The sequence below is a fragment of the Salipiger sp. 1_MG-2023 genome (assembly GCF_030547555.1).
In the GTDB taxonomy this organism is placed as follows: Bacteria; Pseudomonadota; Alphaproteobacteria; order Rhodobacterales; family Rhodobacteraceae; genus Salipiger.
In genome coordinates this window covers 41273-60557 of record NZ_JAUOQN010000003.1, presented here as the reverse complement: position 1 = coordinate 60557, position 19285 = coordinate 41273, and the positions used below count along the sequence as shown (strand labels likewise).

20 protein-coding genes are annotated in these 19285 nt (G+C 65.2%); 8 read left to right on the top strand and 12 right to left on the bottom strand.

Features of this window, described 5'->3' with window-relative positions:
- Nucleotides 1-138: 138 nt before the first annotated feature.
- The 5 genes from Q4543_RS02530 to Q4543_RS02510 form a co-directional block, all read right to left on the bottom strand.
- Nucleotides 139-792: an OmpA family protein gene (locus tag Q4543_RS02530; RefSeq protein ID WP_303436197.1), complete on the bottom strand. Its 654-nt coding sequence runs from the start codon at nucleotides 790-792 to the stop codon at nucleotides 139-141.
- A 40-nt stretch (nucleotides 793-832) separates the two neighbouring features.
- Nucleotides 833-2248 (bottom strand): type II and III secretion system protein family protein, encoded by a 1416-nt coding sequence (locus Q4543_RS02525; protein WP_303436196.1) that lies wholly within the window; start codon nucleotides 2246-2248, stop codon nucleotides 833-835.
- A 182-nt stretch (nucleotides 2249-2430) separates the two neighbouring features.
- Nucleotides 2431-3288 carry a Flp pilus assembly protein CpaB gene (gene cpaB / locus Q4543_RS02520; protein WP_303436195.1) on the bottom strand — a complete coding sequence of 286 codons (858 nt, stop codon included), beginning with the start codon at nucleotides 3286-3288 and terminating at the stop codon, nucleotides 2431-2433.
- A gap of 198 nt (nucleotides 3289-3486) precedes the next feature.
- The gene (locus Q4543_RS02515; RefSeq protein ID WP_216003373.1) at nucleotides 3487-3681 is read right to left on the bottom strand and encodes a hypothetical protein; all 195 of its coding nucleotides are present in this window, start codon (nucleotides 3679-3681) and stop codon (nucleotides 3487-3489) included.
- A gap of 84 nt (nucleotides 3682-3765) precedes the next feature.
- Complete coding sequence (locus Q4543_RS02510; RefSeq protein WP_216003372.1) at nucleotides 3766-3954, bottom strand: Flp family type IVb pilin; 189 nt, start codon at nucleotides 3952-3954, stop codon at nucleotides 3766-3768.
- Between the two features lie 370 nt (nucleotides 3955-4324).
- Here Q4543_RS02510 and Q4543_RS02505 point away from each other — a divergent pair, with 370 nt between their 5' ends.
- Complete coding sequence (locus Q4543_RS02505; RefSeq protein WP_303436193.1) at nucleotides 4325-5134, top strand: lytic transglycosylase domain-containing protein; 810 nt, start codon at nucleotides 4325-4327, stop codon at nucleotides 5132-5134.
- Here the strand turns inward: Q4543_RS02505 and Q4543_RS02500 are convergent.
- From Q4543_RS02500 to Q4543_RS02470, 7 genes are all read right to left on the bottom strand, one after another.
- The gene (locus Q4543_RS02500; RefSeq protein ID WP_303436192.1) at nucleotides 5131-6546 is read right to left on the bottom strand and encodes an FAD-binding oxidoreductase; all 1416 of its coding nucleotides are present in this window, start codon (nucleotides 6544-6546) and stop codon (nucleotides 5131-5133) included. The two genes, Q4543_RS02505 and Q4543_RS02500, sit on opposite strands and share 4 nt — an antisense overlap.
- A 197-nt stretch (nucleotides 6547-6743) precedes the next feature.
- Nucleotides 6744-7328, bottom strand: coding sequence for a GNAT family N-acetyltransferase (locus Q4543_RS02495; protein ID WP_216003369.1), 585 nt, complete (start codon nucleotides 7326-7328; stop codon nucleotides 6744-6746).
- Nucleotides 7328-8590: a pitrilysin family protein gene (locus Q4543_RS02490; protein ID WP_303436191.1), complete on the bottom strand. Its 1263-nt coding sequence runs from the start codon at nucleotides 8588-8590 to the stop codon at nucleotides 7328-7330. Before Q4543_RS02490 ends, Q4543_RS02495 begins: the two co-directional genes overlap by 1 nt.
- Nucleotides 8587-9975, bottom strand: a complete 1389-nt coding sequence (gene thrC / locus Q4543_RS02485; RefSeq protein ID WP_303436190.1) for a threonine synthase — start codon at nucleotides 9973-9975, stop codon at nucleotides 8587-8589. Before thrC ends, Q4543_RS02490 begins: the two co-directional genes overlap by 4 nt.
- Complete coding sequence (locus Q4543_RS02480; protein WP_303436189.1) at nucleotides 9976-10650, bottom strand: SURF1 family protein; 675 nt, start codon at nucleotides 10648-10650, stop codon at nucleotides 9976-9978.
- A 213-nt stretch (nucleotides 10651-10863) separates the two neighbouring features.
- Nucleotides 10864-11517: a DsbA family protein gene (locus Q4543_RS02475; protein WP_303436187.1), complete on the bottom strand. Its 654-nt coding sequence runs from the start codon at nucleotides 11515-11517 to the stop codon at nucleotides 10864-10866.
- A 40-nt stretch (nucleotides 11518-11557) separates the two neighbouring features.
- Entirely contained in the window at nucleotides 11558-12100 is a 543-nt protein-coding gene (locus Q4543_RS02470; protein WP_303436186.1) for a DUF721 domain-containing protein, read from the bottom strand.
- An 84-nt stretch (nucleotides 12101-12184) separates the two neighbouring features.
- Here Q4543_RS02470 and mutY point away from each other — a divergent pair, with 84 nt between their 5' ends.
- The 7 genes from mutY (at nucleotide 12185) to upp (ending at nucleotide 19285) form a co-directional block, all read left to right on the top strand.
- A complete protein-coding gene (gene mutY, locus Q4543_RS02465) occupies nucleotides 12185-13222 on the top strand; it encodes an A/G-specific adenine glycosylase (RefSeq protein WP_303436185.1) in 1038 nt (345 codons plus the stop codon).
- Nucleotides 13223-13285: 63 nt separating this feature from the next.
- Nucleotides 13286-14428 carry an alkane 1-monooxygenase gene (locus Q4543_RS02460; protein WP_303436184.1) on the top strand — a complete coding sequence of 381 codons (1143 nt, stop codon included), beginning with the start codon at nucleotides 13286-13288 and terminating at the stop codon, nucleotides 14426-14428.
- 203 nt (nucleotides 14429-14631) lie between these two features.
- The gene (locus Q4543_RS02455) at nucleotides 14632-15024 is read left to right on the top strand and encodes a cytidine deaminase (RefSeq protein ID WP_368502146.1); all 393 of its coding nucleotides are present in this window, start codon (nucleotides 14632-14634) and stop codon (nucleotides 15022-15024) included.
- Complete coding sequence (locus Q4543_RS02450; RefSeq protein WP_303436182.1) at nucleotides 15024-16313, top strand: thymidine phosphorylase; 1290 nt, start codon at nucleotides 15024-15026, stop codon at nucleotides 16311-16313. Before Q4543_RS02455 ends, Q4543_RS02450 begins: the two co-directional genes overlap by 1 nt.
- Nucleotides 16310-17515, top strand: a complete 1206-nt coding sequence (locus tag Q4543_RS02445) for a phosphopentomutase (protein WP_303436181.1) — start codon at nucleotides 16310-16312, stop codon at nucleotides 17513-17515. Before Q4543_RS02450 ends, Q4543_RS02445 begins: the two co-directional genes overlap by 4 nt.
- 47 nt (nucleotides 17516-17562) lie before the next feature.
- Nucleotides 17563-18549: an adenosine deaminase gene (locus tag Q4543_RS02440; protein ID WP_303436317.1), complete on the top strand. Its 987-nt coding sequence runs from the start codon at nucleotides 17563-17565 to the stop codon at nucleotides 18547-18549.
- 103 nt (nucleotides 18550-18652) lie between these two features.
- Entirely contained in the window at nucleotides 18653-19285 is a 633-nt protein-coding gene (gene upp, locus Q4543_RS02435; protein WP_216003358.1) for a uracil phosphoribosyltransferase, read from the top strand.

Below are 19285 nucleotides of genomic sequence, written 5' to 3'. Positions count from 1 at the left end.
TCCCCCATGCCAAGGTGTTGCGGCATGGATCTCCGTTCAGGGGCAGAGTCGCCTACAATGTGGGCAACATTTTGGCCGAAAAGCCGAAATTGTGCGGTATCGCCGGACGATACCCGGCCCGAAGGCGGGTATCAGGTCTTATTCGCTGTCGCCGGACAGGCCGCCAAGCGCGGTCGTGGGCTCTGCGCTGCGGATGTATTCGCGGTACACCACTTCGGCGTAGCGCCCATCTAGAACCATCGGATTGTCTTGAACAAATCCCGACACCTCGGTCACGGTCCGCCGGTTGCGGCGTTCCTGCCCGGGTGTGACGATCAGCGGCTGGGTCTCGCCAAAGGACACCACCGCCTCTAGCCGCGCGGTCGAGATGCCCTGGCTGGCGAGGTAGCCAACCACGGCGCGGGCGCGGGCCATGCCAAGCCTCTTGTTATAGGCATTCGAGCCGACAAGGTCGGTGTGCCCGTAGACGCGGAAGCGCACTTCGGGGAACTGGCGAATCCACCGCGCCTGTTCGCGCAGGGTGTCCATCGCCCCGGCATCCAGAACCGCGCTGTTGAAGGCAAAGTTCACCGTGCTCGGGACGTCCTGTGCAAAGCGGCGGCCCAGATCGAGCGCATAGGATTGCGGGTTCCGCATCGCCATGGTGTTGTTCATGGTGGCGTTGCCAAAATCGCCGGAATCGGCGATGGCGCCGGCCTCGGACCAGAACTGGCTGTACAGGGCGCCATCCTGCGGCGCGCCGCAAGCTGCGGCGAGCCCGAGGGCGGCAATGGCCACGCTGTTCCTGATCATTGTCCCAAGCCCTCGCATCGTCTGTGTGCTGCGTGTCACGTCAGTCCATCACATAGCCATAAGAGCCCGTGAAATCCTGCTTTGCAACCTCGGCTGCCCCGCCGCTGGTCGGCCGTTTGCTGCTGCCCGAGGTCTTGCCGAACAGGAACAGTTCGGATTCGGTGGGGGGGCGCACGCGATCGGTCGGCAAGGCCAGAACCTCGCCCCGTGTCGGGCTGACAAGATGCGGGGTCACGATGATCACAAGCTCGGATTGCTGGCGCTGGTATTCGGCGCTGCGGAACAGCGCGCCCAGCACCGGGATATCGCCCAGCCATGGCACCTGACCGCTCAGATCGGTGAAATCATCCTGAAGCAGACCGGCGATGGCAAAGCTCTCACCGTCGCGCATTTCCACCGTGGTCGAGATTTCGCGGCGCTGGAACGCATCGACGGTGATCGAGTCGGCGGTGACACCGTTGGCGCTGTCGATCGAGGACACCGCACCGGTCATCTCGAGGTTGATCAGGTCGCCGTCGACGACCCGCGGGATGAAGTTGAGCTCGACGCCGAAAGGTTTGTATTCGATCGACACCGCGCCATCGCCCTGCGACACCGGGACCGGGTATTCGCCGCCCGCGAGGAACCGCGCTTCCTGCCCGGACAGGGCGGTAAGGTTCGGTTCGGCCAAGGTGCGCGAGACGCCCTTGTTTTCCAGCGCCTCCAGCAGGATGCCCACGGCAACGCTGCCCGCGTCAAAGCCCAGCAGGGTGGCGCCCTGCGCGCCCGAGGTGATCTCGACCGGAGAGCCAAGCGCGTTGGACCCGCTCAGCCATGTTCCGGTCTCGGTCGACAGGTCGGTGTCGCCAAAGATCGTGCCCGACAGCGCCAGCGACGAGCCGAGGCTCTTGGCGACGGAGCGTTGCATCTCCGCGAAACGGACCTTGAGCATCACCTGCTGCACGCCCCCCACGCTCATCAGGTTCGACACCCGCTCGGGGGCGTAACGGTCGGCAAGGTCAAGCGCGCGCTGAAGCTTTTGCGCGCTGGACACGGTGCCCGACAGCACGATGCCGTCATTGGCTGTGCGCACTTCGATCTTTTCGTTGGGAAGGATCTGGCGCAGGCGTTCCTTGAATTCGGAAACGTCGGCGGCCACCCGCACATCGACGTTGGTGATCAACTGGCCGTTCTGGTCGAGGATGGTCAGCGTCGTCGTGCCCGGCGTCTTGCCCAGCACATAGATCGTGCGTTCGGACAGCGACGAGATATCCGCAATGGCCGGGTTGGCGATCGACAATTCCGCGAACGGGGTGTCGCTTTCCACCACCACGGCGCGGTTCATCGGCACGTTGAGCGTGCGCTCTGTTCCGCTTTGCACAACGCGAAGGTTGTCGGCCTTGGCACTCAGCGCAATGGGACTCACGCTCAGGGTCAGCCCGATCAGGGCCGCCTTCAGGGTCTTCTCGATTGTCATGTGACCTGCCTCTCGATCACGCCTCTGGTACAGGTCTGTGAGCGCCTGCTGTCACAGGACTGTGCGTCAGTTCGGTTTTTTATGCAATAAACAATGGGTTTGGCGGTTTCCCTTATGTGGGTATCCCGCAACAGCAACCGGGGCGCAGGGCAGCGCCCCGGTGTTCAAGGCCCTGATTCCATTCAGTTCGTGCAGGGGATCGCGATCTGTACAACCTCGGCCCCGCGGCGCACACGCGTGCTGCAGACCTGTTCTGCGGCCTTTTCGATGACCTGAGTCTGCTCGCTGATGCCGAGCAACTGGCGCTGGTCCATCTCGATAGCGCCCGCGACGGTTTCGTCGTTCACCCCCATCAGCGACAGCGACAGCTTGCCGGTGGTCTGGGCTTGCGCAAGCCCCGCAACCTGCGTCGGGCTGATCGCCACGGTGACGGTGCGGGCGATGCTGGGATCAGCGGCGGAGGAGTCGGAGGTCTGGTCAATGGCGATCAGCCGGATGCCGGTTTCGATCAACTTGGTGACATCGCCGCGCGGCAGGTTCGGATCGCCGCCGGGCAGGCGGCCCGTCCAGTAGACATCAACCCGATCGCCCGGGCGCAAAAAACCCGAAACGCCCGACGCAACGTCAACGCGAATCGCAAAGGCCCGCTCGCCGGGGCGCAACCGCGAGGTCAGGCCAGCATCGCCGCCCGGCTCGCTGACACGCTGGGCGGTGATCGCATCGAATTTTTCCATGGCATTGACCACGACACGGGGGGCTTCCCCCTCTTTGAACAGCGGCGTGGCCGCATCGAAGATGCCTTCGGGAAGAATTTCGACCGGCCAGGGCGCGAGACGCACATCCTCGGGTTTGATCACCTCGCCCCGTGCGAGCGCGCGGCTGGCAACGTAGATTTCGTGCACGGGAACCGCAACGACGGCCTTTTTTCGTTCCTGCTGAAGCGCGTTTTGATACGCGCCGAATTGCTGCTGCGCCAAGTGCACTGCGAAACCGGCCAGCGCCAGTCCTGCAAGCAGCACGAGTCCGAATACCAGTCGCATGTCGTGTTTCCTCTTGGGTCTGCATGGCGCCGGGCGGGGTCCGGCGGGCTTGGGGATCAGGTCTAGGCCGCGATTGTGGTGGTTTGTGGCCGATTACGGACCGGTTTCAGGGCTTTGTTTCCGCAGCAGGCAAAAGGGCAGAACGCAAAAAGCCGCTTCGTTTCAGAAGCGGCTTTTTGCAGATTCTCGAGATGCCGATCAGTCTTCGGGATAAAGGACGGTAATCTCTTGGCCCAACCGGTTCCCGGCTGCTTGCTCCATATTCGTGGCGTTGTCGCGGATTTCAAAGAACGAGATCGCGGCCATGGCAACGACAGATGCGGTCAGAACAACCCAATCGACCGTAATCGCGCCAGCTTCGCCTCGAAGAAAACTCCCAAGCTTTCGAAACATCAGTTCACCCGTGGCCTTGCTGCGATCAACTGGCAGGTACCCACCAGACCGGCGTGCCGGTCCGGTGGTAACCGTCAGAAGATCTTAGTCGAACAGGGCGGACTGCTCGTTCGCAACGGCGAGGCCAGCTGCGTTGATCATGTTGTCCGAGTTGTCGCGGATGGTGGTGTAGGCGCCGATCGCCATGGCGACCACGGCTGCGGTCAGCACGACCCAGTCAACGGTCACTGCGCCGTCTTCGTCGGCGCGGAAGGTCTTGATGAAGTTCAGCATGTCTCTCTCCAGAGGTTGGTTGCTCACGGTCACCGCTCCGATCCGTTCCGGGCCTCTCTCTTTGCCCCGTCTCGCTGCGGTATGAGACTATATAGCCGTTGGAATCGGGCAGCATTCGGGCGCAATTGGTTTGATTTTGGTGAACAGCCGGATTCTTGCTAATAAATGATCATGGCATTGATAAGATTTGGTAAAACTTTCAAGAACGCGTGAAATAATGGTTTTTCCAAAGGGAAGTCGGGCGAAAATGGCACGGCCATCCGAAGATTGACGCAATGGTATTGGCCGGTGGTGTGCCTCATGCGAAACTCGCCGCAAGGCAAGACTACCAGAGGCAGTATCAGCCATGTATCGAGCAACGGCTCTGGCGATGACATTCGCTTTGTGCGCGGCGCTCGCCTGTCCGGGCGGTGCGAGGGCAGAGCAGCCGTCTCCCTTTCCGGAGTTTTCCGCCAAACGCGTCAAGGTGCCCAAGCAGGGCACCAAGAAGCGCATCACCGTGCAGATCGAGCCGCAGGCCGTGGTGCCGGTGGTTGCGGCGCCGCCCAAAGTTGGCGAGCCTTCGGGGCGTGCGGCGGGGCCGGGCAATTACGACTGGTTCTGGAACGTGGTGTCGCCCGCGCTGGCAGACAGCGGGCCCGGGCGGCTCGAACCGGCGCTGCTGGGGTTGTCAAAGCCACCGGTTGGCAAGGGGGTTGCCGCGCCGCGTCTTCAGCTGTTGCAGCAGATGGCGGCGCAGCACGGGATCGAGCTGCTCAGGGCCACGGTTGGCACACGGGTCTCGCCAGCGCTTGCGCTGGCGGTGATGGCGGTGGAATCCGGTGGGCGCGCCGATGCCAAAAGCGGGGCCGGGGCGCAGGGGCTGATGCAGCTGATGCCGGCCACTGCCGAGCGCTTTGGCGTCAAGGACGCCTTTGATCCGGCGGACAACATCGGCGGCGGGGTTCGGTTTCTCGACTTCCTGATGGAAACCTTCGACGGCGATCCGATCCTCGTGCTCGCCGGCTACAACGCTGGCGAAAATTCGATCCCGAAATTCGAAGGCGTGCCGCCCTATGCCGAAACCCGCGACTACGTGCCCAAGGTGCTGGCCGCCTTCAGCGTGGCACGGGCGCTGTGCCTGACACCGCCGATGCTGGTGTCCGACGGCTGCGTTTTCCAGATGGCAGCGCTCAATTAGCGGCGCAGCACCGCGCCGGGGTTCATGATGCCGTTGGGATCAAGCGCCGCCTTGATCGCGCGCATCGCCGCCAGCTTGGCCGGATCGCCATAGCGTTCCAGATCGCCGGTCTTGAGCCGCCCAATGCCGTGCTCGGCGCTGACCGAGCCGCCCATCTCATGCACGAGGTCATGCACGGCGCGCTTGATGTCGTCGCGCTGGTGGGCATGGTCATGCTTGCTGCCACCCCGAAGCGGGAAGACGTTGTAATGCAGGTTGCCGTCACCCAGATGGCCAAAGCAATTGATGCGGAAGTCGCCGATTGTCGCAATCATCGGCCCGCCGCGGTCGATGAATTCAGGCACAAGGCTCAGCGGCACCGAAATATCATGCGACGAGATCGCCCCGACAAGGCGGTTCGCCTCGGGCATGCGCTCACGGATTGCCCAGAAATCCTGCCGCTGCTGCTCGGATTGCGCAACGATGCCGTCGCTGACCAGCCCGGCCTCAAGCCCGGCCTCGAACAAGGTCTCCAGTGCCCCGGCCGGGTCCAGCCCGCGGGCAAGGCCAAGCTCGATCAGCACGCACCACTCGGGCGGGCTCTCCCACGGGTGACGCAGATCGGGCAGCGTCTCGCGCTGAAACGCCAGCCCCTGCCGCGAGATCAGCTCAAAGGCCGAAATGCCCTCGCCCAGTTGCCCGCGCGCCAGCGCCAGCAACGCCAGCGCCGCCTTCGGCCGCGCAACGGTGAAAAGGGCGGTGCCGCTCGCCGCCGGGATCGCCGACAGCTTCAGCGTAGCGGCGGTGATCAGCCCCAACGTGCCTTCGGCGCCGATCAGCAGGTGGCGCAAATCATAGCCGGTGTTGTCCTTGCGCAGACGCTTGAGCCCGTTCCAGACGCTGCCATCGGGCAATACCGCCTCCAGTCCCAGCACCTGATCGCGGGCGTTGCCATAGCGCAGCACGTTGACCCCACCCGCGTTGGTCGCCAGCAGCCCGCCGATGCGCGCGGTGCCTTCGGATGCCAGCGACAACGCAAACAGCCGCCCGGCGTCCAAAGCTGCCTGCTGCACATCCGCCAGCACCGCACCGGCCTCGGCCACAAGCACGTTCTCATCGGGCAAGACGGCACGAATGGCCGCCATCCGCTCCATCGACACGATCAGCGGAGCAGGGGTGTCGGGCGAGACCTGCCCCCCGACAAGGCCGGTCCCGCCGCCGAACGGCAGCACGCCAACCCGCGCGGCGTTGCAGGCGCGTATGATGATTGCCGCCTCTTCGACGCTGCGCGGCAGGGCGACCCACTGCGATGTGCCTTTCCAGCGCCCGCGCGGCTCCTCAAGATAGCGCGGCTCGGCGCGGCGCAGCGCCCCGTCCGGCAACTGTCCGGCAAGGGTCTGGGCAAAGCGGTCATCGGTGGGATGCAGGCTCATTCTGGCGCTCCTAGTTCGAACCGCGACACTGCGTCCGTTTGCGCAGAAAGTGAAGGGGGGCACGTCCGTCTGGCCGCCGCCGATCAAGGGCCCGGCGCCCGGTCTTCTTCTGGCCGCAAATATCCCGGGGGGAGGCTCCGCAAGGAGACGGGGGGCAGCGCCCCCTTCCGCCGCCGATCAAGCCGTGCTGCGCCGGGTCAGCCGACCTGCGTCTTGCCGCGCCGGTCATGGCGTAGCGCAGCATACAGAACATGCGTGCGCCAGCGCCCGTTGATCTGCAGATAGCTCTGCGCCACGCCTTCGAACTTGAACCCCGACTGTTCCAGCAACCCGCGCGAGGCGACGTTCTCGGGCAGGCAGGCGGCCTCGATCCGGCTGAGGTCAAGCCTGTCGAACGCATGATGCACCAGCGCTGCGATAGTCTCGCGCATATAGCCTTGCCGCGCATAGGGCAGGCCGGTCCAATATCCCAGAACGGCCTGCTGCGCCGGGCCGCGGCGGATGTTGTCCAGCGTGATCGCGCCCAGCAGTTGCTCGTCTTCGCGGCGGAAAATGAACAGCGGCACCGCCGAGCCGCTGGCGATCGAGCGGTTCGCCCAATAGACCCGGTTGGTAAACGCCCGGCGGCTAAGGTGATCCGGTGCCCAGCTGGGTTCCCACGGTGTCAGGTAGCTGCGGCTTTCGAGGCGCAGCGACACCCATGGCGCGAAATCGCCGTGGTACGGCGGTCGCAGCACCAGCCGCTCGGTGTCGAGCCGGAACTTGCGTTTCCGGCCCAGCATCACGCCACCCGGCGCGCCTGAAGATCGGCAAGTGTCGGTGCCTTTGACACCGGCCCGTACAGCGCCAGACCGGCGGGCGCCTGCGTTGCCATCGCTTCGGCGAAATCGCGCACGTCGCCGGTGGTGACGTTGTCGATCTTTGCCACCGTATCTTCGATGGGCGGCACCTCGCCCCAGATCTGCACCATGCGCGCCATGCGCTCGGCGCGGCTGGACGAGCCTTCAAGCCCCATCAGCAGCCCGGCTTTCATCTGGGCACGGGCGCGCGCCACTTCTTCGAGCGACATATCCTCGGCGGCGCGTTTCATCTCGTCGATGGTGATGCCGGCCAGCTCGGCCAGATCGTCGCCGCTGGTGCCGGCATAGATCGTCGTCGTGCCGGTATCCTCATAGGCGCCGGACTGGGCAAAGATGGTATAGCACAGCCCGCGCTTTTCGCGGATCTCTTGGAAAAGCCGCGAAGACATGCCGCCCCCCAGCGCGATCGAATAGATCTGCGCGGTGAAGAAATCCGCATCGCGGTAGCCCGGCCCCTCGAAGGCCAGCGCGAAATGCGCCTGTTCCAGCTTCTTTTCGCGGCGCATCTCGCCGCTGGTGAAGCGGGCGGCCTCAAAGGCGGTTGCCCCGCGCCGGGGCATGTCGCCGAACAGCGCCTGCGCCTGTTCGACCAGCGCGCCGTGATCCACCGCGCCCGCCGCCGACAGGATGAATTGCTCGGGGCCGTAATGCTCGCCGACGAAACCGCGCAGATCTTCTTCGTTGAAGCGGCGCACATTGGCGGCCTCGCCAAGGATGGTGCGCCCCAGCGGCTGGTCCTGATAGCAGCGGTCCTGCAACCAGTCGAAGATCACGTCGTCGGGGGTATCGAGCGCCTGACCGATTTCCGACAGGATCACCCCGCGCTCGACCTCGATCTCACGCGCGTCATAGATCGGGTTGCGCAGGATGTCGGCGGTCACGTCCAGCGCCAGCCGCGTGTCGTTTTCCAGCACGCGGCAGTAATAAGCGGTCACCTCGCGCGAGGTATAGGCGTTGATATAGCCGCCCACGTCCTCGATGGCTTCGGCGATCTGCAACGAGCTGCGGGTCTTGGTGCCCTTGAACGCCATGTGTTCAAGGAAATGCGCGATGCCGTTCTGTTCGAGCCGCTCGTTGCGGCCCCCGGCAGACACCCAGACGCCGATCGAGGCCGATTGCAGCCCGTCCATACGTTCCGATACGATACGAAGCCCGTTGCCGAGCGTTGTCATTTCCACGGTCACTTGGCAGTGCGCTCCCGGATCAGTGTTTCTAGCGCGCCAAGGTCGTTGGCAACGCGGGTGAGGCGCTCGGGGCGCTCGAAAAGATCGGCCATGCGCGCGGGCAGGGGCGGGCGGATGCCGCTGGCCTGTTCCACCGCATCGGGGAATTTCGCCGGGTGGGCGGTGGCAAGGGTGATCATCGGGACATCTGGCCTGCGGTGCTCGTCCGCGACCTTGACGCCGACGGCCGAATGCGGGCAGAGCAGCTCTCCCATCGTGGCCCGGGCCGCCTTGATCGTCGCCAGCGTGTCGTCTTCGGAGGCGCGCCCCGAATCGAAGCTTTCGCGCAGCGCCTGAAGCGCGCCTTGGCTGACCTTGAACGCGCCGCCCTTGAGCTCGTCCATCAGCTGCGCCACAGCCTTGCCGTCGCGCCCGTAGGCATCGAACAGCACCCGTTCGAAATTAGAGCTGACCTGAATGTCCATCGACGGCGAGATCGACGGGTGCACCTCGGATGTCGCGTAATCGCCGGTGCTCAGGCAGCGGTGCAGGATGTCGTTCTGGTTGGTGGCGACCACCAGCCGGTCGATGGGCAGCCCCATCTTCTTGGCGATGTACCCGGCGAAGATATCGCCGAAATTGCCGGTGGGCACGGTGAAGCTGACGGTGCGGTCCGGCGCGCCCAAGCTGACGGCGGCGCTGAAGTAATAGACCACCTGTGCCAGCACCCGCGCCCAGTTGATCGAATTGACCCCGGCAAGGCGGATTTCATCGCGGAAGGTGAAATCGTTGAACATGTCCTTGAGCCGCGCCTGACAGTCATCGAAATGCCCGTCCATCGCCAGCGCATGCACGTTGCTTTCGCTCGGCGTGGTCATCTGGCGGCGCTGCACTTCGGAGACGCGGCCATGCGGATAGAGGATGAACACATCGACGGCATCAAGGCCGCGGAACGCCTCGATGGCGGCAGAGCCGGTATCGCCCGAGGTCGCCCCCACGATGCACACCCGCTCGCCGCGCCGGGTCAGCGCCTCTTCGAACAGCTGGCCGATCAGCTGCATGGCGAAATCCTTGAACGCCAGCGTCGGGCCGTGGAACAACTCCAGCAGGAAGTGGTTCGGGGCCAGCTGCACCAGCGGCGCGCGGGCGGTATGGCCGAACCCGGCATAGGCCTTGGCAATGAGATCGCCGAAGGTTTCATCGCTGAAGGTGCCCTCGACGAAAGGGCGCATCACGCGGAACGCGGTTTCCTCGTAGCTGAGACCGTTCAGGGCGCGGATGTCATCGGCGCTGAGGGTGGGAATGGTCTCGGGCACGTAAAGCCCGCCGTCACGGGCAAGGCCCGACAGCATGGCATCCTCGAAGCTGAGCGCGGGCGATTGGCCGCGGGTGGAGATATAGCGCATTCAGGTCTCTCCGGTCTTGCGTTGCCGCACGATGTAATAGGCGGTCATGATCAGCCACACCACGGCAAGCGAGAACCATGTGATGGCATATTGCAGGTGATCGTTGGGAATGCCGGCGCTGTCCACCGGCATCGGCTCGATGGCCGGGTCTTGCGGGGTGATCTGGCGCGCCACGACCAGCAGCGGCTCGGTGCCGAGCGCCTCGGCCATGGCGCCGATGTCGCGGGCGAACCAGATATTGGCGGCGGCGTCGTTGTCGGGCGTCGAGGAGGTGCGATCGTCGGGCCAGTGCAGGTTGCCAAGCACATGCACCGGGCCGGTGCTGCGAGTGGCGTCCTTGTTCTCGTCGGCGGTAAAGCCGCGATCGAGCAGGATCAGGCGATCGGCGGTGCGCAGCGGCGAGACGATCCGATAGCCCGCGCCGATCTGCTTGCGGCTGACGAGGATGCGGATCTCGCCGGGCAGGATGTCGCCGTCGAGTTCGACCGGCTGGTATTTCTGTTCGGTGGGGGAGAGCATCACCGGCAGCGGTTCCGGCAGGGCGGAAATGCGGGCGTCGATCTCGGCCAGCACGCCGAGCTTCCAGTCGAGCCGCTGCATCTGCCACAGGCCGAGCGCGACAAGAATGCCAGCGCCGATCAGGCCGAACAGCAGGGGGGCAATGAAACGGGACACGCGGACTCCGCAAGGGTGGCTGGTCGCGCCTGCTTTATCGCGTGGGGGTGGGGGGTATCAAGGCGGGATTGCTTGAGCCGGTGCCTTGTTCGCGGGGCGTTACCCGGCCGCAATGGCCGGGCTGCCTCCGGCGGGGATATTTAAGGCCAGAAGAAGCCGGGGCGCTGTGCCCTGCTTCTTCTGGCCGGATCTTGTGACCGCAGGGACGCGGTGTCAGTTCGCGGCCTCGATGCGCGCGTCGAGCTTTTCGGCGAATTCATCATAGGACATGTTGGAGTTCAGCTCGCCGTCGATCATGAAGGACGGGGTCGAGTTGAAGCCGTCGCGGGTCATGTTTTCCTGATACCAGCCGACGAGGGCCTGAAGCTGATCGCCATCGGACATGCAGGCGTCGAGCTGATCCTTGTCGATGCCGGCCTGAAGACCCATCTTGCGGATCGCATCGGCGACGCCCTGTTCGCTGCTCTGGCGGGCCCATTCGTCCTGAGTGCTGTAGATCATGTCGACGATGCCGTAATATTTCATCTCGCCGCCGCAGCGGGCCATCATCGACGCCCACATGTCGTATTTGTTGAAATAGGCCTCGCGGAAGATGAATTTCACCTTGCCGGTGTCGATGTAATCTTCCTTGATCTGCGGGAAGACGTTTTCGTCGAAGGCGGCGCAATGGGGGCAGGTGAACGAGCCGTATTCGATGACCGTCACCGGCGCGTCGGCCGCGCCCAGCACCATGTCGGTCACTGTTGCGGGGGTTGCGTCCTGGGCCGAGGCCGCGCCCATCGGGGGCTGTGCATTCGGGTTCAGGAACCAGCTGCCGCCAGCGGCAAGGGCGGCCGCAAGGGCGGTGGTGGTCAGGATGCGCTTCATGGATCTTCCTTGTGGTCTGTTCTGGTCTGGTCTGCGGGCGCTAGCGCCCGGGGCGTTGCGTTCTGGATATGACGTTGGCGCCAAGCCGTTCAAGCGCCTCGCGCAGGCCGCTGTCGCCGACGCCTTCGGTGGCGCGGTGCGCCTCGGCCTGCTGGGCGGGCGAGGGGGTTTTTTCCTGCGCCTTGCGCGGCGCATGATCGAAGCTGACGCGGCCTTCGGCAAAGCCGGAGGCAGCGGTCTGGGTGATGCGCAGCTCGCCGATGGCCTGATAGCCGTAGACGGCATTGATGCGCTCGACGATCTCGCGGCTGCGCATCTGCAGTATCTGGGCGTTGGCGCCATTGGTCAGCAGCACGAGGGTGGCGCCCTTTTTCTGGCGGCCAAGGTCGTAGCGGGCGCGGGGGTTGTATTTGATCTCGACCGGGCGCGAAATCGCGGCAATGTCGGCGCCGGCGATTTCTTCCCAATGGGTCAGCACGCGCGACTGGGCGAAGCCGCGGCTTTCGCTGGCGCGCCGGATGTCGCCCTTGAGCAAACCGCCCGTCTGGGCGAAGCCATATGTGGTGGTTGTGCGCCGCGCCATCTTGAATCCCTCTGCCAGACACTATTCTAGTGAGCGCGCCCCCGGGCGCCAGCCCGTAAATGCGCCATCAAGGGAATGTCACCGTTGCGTGAGCAAGCAAAGCCACAGGATCTGCTCGACTGGTACGACCGTCACGCCCGCGCCCTGCCGTGGCGGGTGCCGCCTCATTCCAATGTGCGGCCTGACCCCTATCGGATCTGGCTGTCCGAGATCATGTTGCAGCAGACCACCGTTCCGGCGGTGAAGCCATATTTCGAGGCGTTCACGGCGCGCTGGCCGACCGTCACCGCGCTGGCCGAGGCGCGCGACGAGGATGTCATGGCGGCTTGGGCCGGGCTTGGCTATTACGCCCGGGCGCGCAACCTGCTGAAATGCGCGCGGGCGGTGACGGTCGATCATGGGGGTGTGTTTCCCGAGACGCTCGAGGGGCTGCTGTCGCTGCCGGGTGTCGGGCCGTATACGGCGGGGGCGGTCGCGGCGATTGCCTTTGATCAGCCAGCGACGGTGGTTGATGGCAATGTCGAACGGGTGATGGCCCGGTTGCACGACGAGCATACGCCCTTGCCCGCCGCCAAGCCGATCCTGACGCAGATGGCGGCCGCGCTGACGCCCGCAACGCGCCCCGGCGATTACGCGCAGGCGGTGATGGATCTTGGCGCGACCCTTTGCACGCCGCGCAACCCGGCCTGCGGGCTGTGCCCGTGGCGGCGCGCCTGTGCGGCATGGGAGGCGGGCACCGCCGCCGAATTGCCGAAGAAAGCCCCCAAGGCGCGCAAGCCCACGCGGCTGGGCATTGCCTATCTGGCGCGCCGGGTCGACGGGGCATGGCTGCTGGAGCGCCGCCCGGACAAGGGCTTGCTGGGCGGGATGCTGGGCTGGCCCGGCAGCGACTGGGGCGAGGCCCCGCAAGAGGCTCCGCCGATCCGCGCCGAATGGAAGACCCTGCCCGGCGAGGCGCGCCACACCTTCACCCATTTCCACCTGCGATTGACGGTCAAGACCGCACTGGTGCCGATGGACCGCCCGCCCGAGCGCGGAGATTTCATCGAATTGCCCGAATTCAGCCCGTCTGATCTGCCAACGGTGATGCGCAAGGCCTTCGACCTTGCCCGCAGCGCCTGAGCCTGGGCGTGACGCCTGCAACGAAGGCGGATAGGATTGGGGAAGACGCAAGGGGAGCGGGCCATGATCTCATCGCAACAGGTGGCGCGGCTGAGCGCAGCGATGCCGTTCTGGCTGACCTACATCCTGCCGCCGCTGGTCTGGCTCGGGGCTGTGAAGGGTGGGGCGTGGATCCTGCTACCTCCGCTCGCGACGTGGTACCTGTTCTCGGCGCTGGACGCGGCGCTGGGGTTGAACGAGGAAAACGCCGATCCGCTCACTCCCGATCGCCAGCTCATCTGGTATCGCCTTGGGGTGATACTTTGGGCGCCGGTGCAATTCGCCACTCTGGTGTCGCTGATCTGGTACGTCGGGCACAGCGGCCACCTGTCGGCGCTGGAGAAATTCGGCGTGATGTTCGGCACTGGTGTGATGAGCGGCTCTGTCGGGATCGTCTACAGCCACGAGCTGCTACACCAGAAGAACCGGGTTGAACGGCGGCTGGGCGACTGGCTGCTGGCGATGGTGCTGTATTCGCATTTTCGCTCTGAGCATCTGCTGGTGCATCACGTCTGGGTCGGCACGCCGCGCGACGCGGTGACGGCGCGGTATAACGAGGGGTTTCACCGCTACTATCCGCGCGTTCTGCACGAGTGCCCGCGCTCGGCCTTTCGCGCCGAAGCCGCGCTTCTGGCGCGCAGGGGGCTGCCGTGGTGGCACCGGCGCAATCCGTTCTGGCTGTATGCCGGGCTGCAACTGGCGATGCTGGCGCTTGCGCTGCTTGCGGCAGGCTGGTCCGGGCTGGTCTTTTTCGTCGTGCAGGCCGGGGTGGCGATCTGGCAGCTCGAGTTGACCAATTACGTCGAACACTACGCGCTGACCCGGCGCTCTCTGGGCGGGGGGCGCTATGAACATGTCAAGCCGCACCACTCTTGGAATTCGTCCCACACCGCGACCAACTGGCTGCTGATCAACCTTCAGCGCCACTCGGATCATCACTACAAGCCCGACCGTCGCTTTCCGCTGCTTCAGACCTACGCCGAAACCGACGCCCCGCAACTGCCTTACGGTTATCCAATCATGACCATGGCCGCGATGATACCGCCTCTCTGGCGACGTATCATGAATCCTAGGGTCAAAGCTTGGCGCCGCCACTGGTACCCGGACATCGAGGATTGGACGCGTTACAACCGTGGCCAGACGCCAATGCCGCGCGCCGGCGGGTAAGGCAGAGGGGGCGCTGCCCCCGCTCCTTCGGAGCCCCCCGGGATATTTGGAGCCAGAAGAAACATGAGGCGCTGCGCCCTGTCTTCTTCTGGCCTGAAATATCCCCGCCGGAGGCAGGCCGGCCGGTGCAACCGGCGCGGGGCTTGCATTCCGCTCGAGCGGCTTTCAAACATGGTTTTCCGAGTAGGCAGCAGGAGAGTGTCATGGATCTCGAGAACGCCGCGCGCGCGGTGCGCGAAAACGCCTATGTTCCCTATTCGCGCTTCAAGGTGGGGGCGGCACTGCGGAGTGCGTCCGGGGCGGTTCACGCCGGATGCAATGTCGAGAATGCCGCCTATCCCGAAGGCACCTGCGCCGAGGCCGGGGCCATCGCCGCCATGGTCGCATCCGGCGAGACCGAGATCGTCGAAGCGTTTGTCGTGGCCGACAGCCCGCGCCCCGTCCCGCCTTGCGGCGGGTGCCGGCAGAAGCTCGCAGAGTTCGCAAAGTCCGAAGTCAAGGTGACGCTGGCGACGGTTTCGGGCGAGGTGCTGGTGACGACAGTGGGGGATCTTCTTCCCGGCGCATTCCGCAACGACGACATGGGCAAGGCCTGATGGGCGCGCGAGCCCTGATCGCGGCGTTGCGGCGTGGTGAAGAGCCAACAGCACAAGCTCTGCGTGAGTTTGCCAAGGGGCTTGCCGACGGGCGGGTCAGTGATGCGCAGGCAGGGGCCTTTGCAATGGGGGTCTGTCTGCGCGGGCTGAGCACGGACAACGTGGTCGCGTTGACGCTGGCGATGCGCGATTCGGGGCAGGTGATGCGCTGGGACCTCGGGGCGCCGGTGGTCGACAAGCATTCCACCGGCGGTGTGGGGGATTGCGTGTCGCTGGTGCTGGCGCCGGCGCTGGCGGCGTGCGGGGTCTTTGTTCCGATGATCTCGGGGCGGGGGCTGGGCCACACCGGCGGTACGCTCGACAAGCTGGACGCGATCCCCGGCTATGCCGTTGCTCCTGACGAGGCGCGGTTCCGCCGGGTGGTGCGCGAAGCGGGGTGCGCCATCGTCTCGGCCAGCGCCGACATCGCCCCGGCGGACCGGCGTCTTTACGCGGTGCGCGATGTGACTTCGACGGTGGAGAGCCTGGCGCTCATCACCTCTTCGATCCTGTCCAAGAAGCTGGCGGCAGGGCTCGAGGGGCTGGTGCTTGACGTCAAGGTCGGCTCTGGCGCCTTCATGAAAACCGATGCGGATGCGCGCGCCGTTGCGCGGGCGCTGGTGGAGACCGCCAACGCTGCGGGCTGCCCGACCACGGCGTTGGTCACCGACATGGACCAGCCCATCGCGCCGGCCCTTGGCAATGCGCTTGAAGTCGACGCGGCGATGCGGGTGCTCACCGGCGCGACCGGTGCGCTTTACGATCTGACGCTGGCGCTGGGCGCGCCTTTGCTGGCCGGGGCCGGCGTCGCCGATGGCGAGGCCAAGCTGCGCACGGCATTGGCCAGTGGCGCGGCGGCCGAGCGGATGGGCCTGATGATCTCTGGCCTTGGCGGGCCGCATGAATTTGTCGACCACTGGCAGCGCTTCCTGCCCGAGGCGACGGTGATCCGCGAGGTGCCAAGCGCCCGTTCCGGGATTGTCACCGCCATCGACGGTGAGGCGCTGGGCCTTGCGGTTGTGCGCATGGGCGGCGGGCGGCGGGTGGAAACCGACATGATCGACCCGGCAGTCGGGTTGTCCGACGTCGTGCGGCTTGGCCAGCGGGTCGAGATTGGTGAGCCGCTGGCCCGTGTTCATGCCGCCCGCGAGGCGGAGGCCGACGCCGCACTTTGCGCTGTGCAGGGGGCGATCACCTTGGGCGACATCGCGCCCAAGGTCGGCCCGTTGGTGCGGGAGCACATCACATGAGGGCCTTTCTGGTCGTGATGGATTCCGTGGGCATCGGCGGTGCCCCGGACGCGGCGCAATTCTTCAACGACGGCTTGCCCGACACCGGCGCCAACACGCTGCTGCACATTGCGCAGGCCTGCGCAGAGGGGCGCGCCGAAGACGGGCGCAGCGGCCCGTTGCGGATGCCGGTGCTGGATGCGCTGGGCCTCGGGCAGGCGGCGGCGTTGGCGTCCGGAGAGCTGCCCATGGGGCTTGGCGCGTCGCCGCAGGGGCTTTGGGGCGCGGCCACCGAAGCCTCGAACGGCAAGGACACCCCGTCGGGGCATTGGGAACTGGCCGGGCTGCCGGTGCCTTTCGATTGGGGGTATTTCCCGCAAACCGATCCGGTGTTCCCGCCCGATCTTCTGGCCTTGGTGCAACAGATCGCTGGCACCGAGGGCACGCTTGGCAATTGCCATGGCTCTGGCACGGTGATGCTCGATCGTTTCGGGGGCGAACACCTGCGGACCGGCTGGCCGATCTGCTACACTTCGATCGACAGCGTGTTCCAGGTCGCCGCGCATGAAGAGCGCTTCGGCCTCGAGCGGCTGCTGGATCTGTGCGAACGGCTGGCCCCGACGCTGCACAAGATGAAGGTCGGGCGGGTGATCGCGCGGCCTTTCGTCGGGCAGGAGGGCGCGTTCCGGCGCACCACGAACCGGCATGATTATGCGCTGCGCCCGCCGGCGCCCTTGCTCACTAACTGGGTGCAGGATGCGGGCCGGACGGTGCATGCGGTGGGGAAAATCGGCGATATCTTCTCGATGGAAGGCATCGACCATTTGCACAAAGGTGATGACGCCACGCTGATGGATCACCTCGGGCGGCTGGTCGACACTGCCGAAGACGGCGCGCTGGTCTTTGCCAATTTTGTCGAGTTCGACAGCCTTTATGGCCATAGACGGGATGTGTCGGGCTATGCCCGTGCGCTGGAATGGTTCGACCAAGCGCTTGGGTCGCTGATCCCGCGCCTGCGCAAAGACGATCTTTTGCTGCTCACCGCCGATCACGGCAACGATCCTAGCTGGCACGGCACCGATCACACCCGCGAGCGGGTGCCGGTGCTGGCCCATGGCGTTGGGGCTCGGGCCATCGGGCAGGTTGCCTTTGCCGATGTCGCCGCCAGCATTGCCGCCCATCTGGGCGTTCCCTCATCTGGCCCCGGAAGGAGCTTTCTGTGACCCGCGATCCGAACGAGCCGATCAGCCGCGACGAATATGAATACGAGATCGAACAGATCCGCGCCCTGCCGAAGATCGAGCTGCACCTGCATCTGGAAGGCGCGGCGCCGCCCGGTTTCATTCGCAGCATGGGCAAGCAAAAGAGCATCCGCCTCGATGGTGTGTTCAACCCCGATGGCAGCTACGCCTTCCGCGATTTCCCGCATTTCCTTCGGACCTACGAGGCCGCGACCTCGGTGCTGAAAACCCCCGAGGATTATCGCCGCCTGACCCTTGCGGTGCTTGAGGAAAGCGCCGCCAATGGCGTGGTTTACAGCGAGTGTTTCATCAGCCCGGATTTTTGCGGCGGCGGCGAGCTGAACGCGTGGCGCGAGTATCTGGACGCCATGCGGGAGGCCTCGGACGAGGCTGGGAAAAGCCTGGGGATAACTCTGAGGGGCGTTGTGACATGCGTTCGTCATTTTGGCCCGGATCAGGCGAAGCGTACGGCGCTTTGCGCGGCCGAAACCGCCGGTGACTGGATCGTCGGTTTCGGCATGGGCGGCGATGAAAACCGGGGCAGCCAGAAGGATTTCGCGTATTCCTTTGATATGGCGCGCGAGGCGGGGCTGGCGCTGACCACCCATGCCGGCGAATGGCGCGGTGCGCGCGAAGTCGAAGATGCGGTGCGCGATCTGCGCGTGCAGCGTATCGGCCACGGGGTGCGGGCCATCGAGGATTTGCGCCTTGTGGATAACTTGGTGGAGAAAGGGATAGTTCTTGAAGTCTGCCCTGGTTCCAACGTGACGCTTGGAGTTTACCCGAACCTTGCGGCGCACCCGATTGAAAAGCTGCGCGAACGCGGCGTCAAGGTCACCGTTTCGACCGACGATCCGCCGTTCTTTCACACGTCCATGGCGGATGAATACGAAAATCTCGCCCGGGCCTTCCGCTGGGACGCCGCCCGCTTTGCCGAGATCGCCCGGACCTCGGCCGAAGCCGCCTTTTGCGACGAGACCACCCGGGCGGCGGTGCTCAAGCGGCTGGGCGCCTGAACGTGGGGCAATTCGCCTTGCGCGGGGCGCGTGGGGCGGGATCGGCGTTGCGACAGGCGGGTGGCCCGTCTAGAGAGGGAGGCGGATAAACGGAGGCCCGGCCATGAAGCAGCATCTTACCGTCGTCGATCACCCGCTGGTGCAGCACAAGCTGACCCTGATGCGGGAAAAGGAGACGTCGACCGCCTCGTTCCGGCAGCTCTTGCGGGAAATCTCGCTGCTGCTGGCCTATGAGGTGACGCATGCGTTGCCGGTCACCACCAAGCGCATCGAAACGCCGCTATGCGAGATGGATGCCCCGGTGATCGAGGGCAAGAAGCTGGTGCTGGTGTCGATCCTGCGCGCCGGCAACGGCCTGCTTGATGGCATTCTGGAACTGGTGCCGGCGGCGCGGGTCGGGTTTGTCGGGCTGTACCGCGACGAGGAGACGCTGCAGCCGGTGCAATATTACTTCAAGGTGCCCAAGTCGCTCGAGGATCGCTGCGTGATCCTTGTCGATCCGATGCTGGCGACGGGCAACAGCTCGGTCGCGGCGGTCGACCTGATGAAGCAGGCCGGGGCCAAGGATATCCGTTTCCTGTGCCTGCTCGCCTCTCCGGAAGGCGTGGCCCGGATGCAGGAGGCGCATCCCGACGTGCCCATCGTGACGGCGGCGCTCGATGAGCGTCTGGATGATAAAGGATACATCGTTCCGGGGCTGGGGGATGCGGGGGATCGCATGTTCGGGACCAAGTAG